This is a genomic window from Sphaerisporangium sp. TRM90804 (genome assembly GCF_029846175.1).
Taxonomy (GTDB): domain Bacteria; phylum Actinomycetota; class Actinomycetes; order Streptosporangiales; family Streptosporangiaceae; genus Sphaerisporangium.
Window position 1 is genome coordinate 1 of sequence record NZ_JARWAC010000062.1, and the last position, 2,014, is coordinate 2,014.

General features: G+C 74.0%; 1 protein-coding gene. It reads right to left on the minus strand.

Going from position 1 to position 2,014, the window contains the following annotated elements:
• A partial coding sequence (locus PYR91_RS36230; RefSeq protein ID WP_347944064.1) for an acetate--CoA ligase family protein occupies positions 1-1,997 on the minus strand: 1,997 nt, incomplete at its 3' end.
• Between the last annotated feature and the right edge of the window lie 17 nt (positions 1,998-2,014).

Sequence of the window (2,014 nt, forward strand, 5' to 3'; positions counted from 1 at the left end):
ACGGCGACTGCGCCGGTGGGGGTGGCGATCACGGGGTTGAGGTCGAGTTCGGCCACTTCGGGGAGGTCGTCCATGAGGTGGCCCACTGCGGTGATCTGCGCGTGTAGCGCGTCCAGGTTCGCCGCGGGGCGGCCGCGGTAGCCGTGGAGCAGCGGTTCGCAGCGGAGTTCGCCCAGCATCCGGGCGGCTTCGGGGGCGGTGATCGGCGGGACTCGGAAGGCGCGGTCGGCCAGCAGTTCGGCGCTCACCCCGCCCAGGCCGACCATGACCAGGGGTCCGAAGACGTCGTGGGCGACCCCGCCGACGATCATCTCCACTCCGCCGGCGGCCATCGGCTGGACCAGCGCGCCGGTCATGTCCGGGCCGATCCGCTCGGCCATGTCCCGGTAGGCCTGCCGGACCTGCTCGATGCCCGACAGGTTCACCGCCACGCCTCCGACGTCGCTCTTGTGTACCAGGCCCGGCCCGGTGGCCTTGAGCACGACCGGCAGGCCGAGCCAGGCGGCGGCCTCACCGGCGGACTCGGCGCCGTCGACCGAGACCGCCTGGGCCACCTGGACGCCATAACACCCCAGCAGCCGCGCGGCCGTCTGGTAGTCCAGCCAACGGCCCTGGGGATGGTTCGCCAGCTCGGTGGTGACGATCCGGCGTGCGCAGGCGGCATCGACGGGGGCCGCCTGCACGGGCGGGTCCTGGGGGCGTGCGCGCCAGGCGGCGTACCACGCGGCGCGGCCCAGGGCGTGCACGGCCTGCTCGGGGAAGGCGTAGCTCGGCACGTGCGAGCCGATCAGGCCGTCGTGTCCCAGCACGGCGGCCAGCACGGTCTTGTCCGTTCCCCGGGCGGCGGCGGCGATGGCCTGCCTGGTGCGGGCCAGGCCCGAGCCGAACGGCGGGGTGTAGACGACCAGCACCGCGTCGACGCCCGGATCGCCCAGCACCACCCGGACCGCGTCCGCGAGCTCGCCGGCCTGCCCGTCGGCGGTCACGTCCACCGGGTTGCCGACCGCCGCGGCCGGACGCAGCCGGGCGCCCAGCGCCCGGCGCGTGGCCGGCGACAGTTCCGGCACCACCAGCCCCTGCCGCTCGCAGGCGTCGGCCGTCATCGCCTGCGGCCCGCCGGAGTTGCCCACGATCGCCACCCGCCGCCCCTTGGGAAGCGGCTGATGGGCCAGCAGCCGGGCGGTGTCCAGCAGGTCACGCACGCTGTCCTCCCGGATCACCCCGCAACCCGCCAGCAACGCGTCCACGGCCGCGTCCGGCGTCGCCACCGCGGCGGTGTGCGAACGCACCGCGCGGCCACCGGCCTGCCCACGACCACTCTTGACCACCAGGATCGGCTTGGTGGCGCTGACCCGGCGCGCGATGCGGCCGAACCGGCGCGGGTTGCCGAACGACTCCAGGTACAACGCGATGACGTCGGTCCCCTCGTCGTCCTGCCAGTACTCCAGCAGGTCGTTGCCGCTGACGTCGGCCTTGTTCCCGACCGAGGCGAACGAGGAGATCCCCAGCCCGATCCCGGCCGCACGATCGATCACCGCGGCGGCCACCGCACCGGACTGCGAGATCAGGCCCAGCCTCCCGGCCGCCGGCCGATGCGGCAGGAAACTCGCGTTGAGCGACACCGCCGTGTTCACCACGCCCAGGCAGTTCGGCCCGACCAGCCGCATCCCCGCCTCCCGGCACACCCCCACCAGCTCCGCCTCCAGGCCCGCGTTCCCCGACTCGGCGAACCCCGAACTCACCACGACCAGAGCACGCACACCATGCCGGGCGCACTCCCGAGCCACCCCGGCCACCACCGCCGCCGGAGTGGCGACCACCGCCAGATCCACCGGCCCCGGAACCGCCGCCACACTCGGATAAGCCGCCAGACCGCACACCTCCCCCGCGTTCGGATTCACCGGATAGACCGGACCGCGAAACCCCCCATCGATCAGATTGCGCAACACCCGATGCCCCACACCGCCCACCGCGCGACCCGCCCCGATCACCGCCACCGAACGCGGAGCGAACA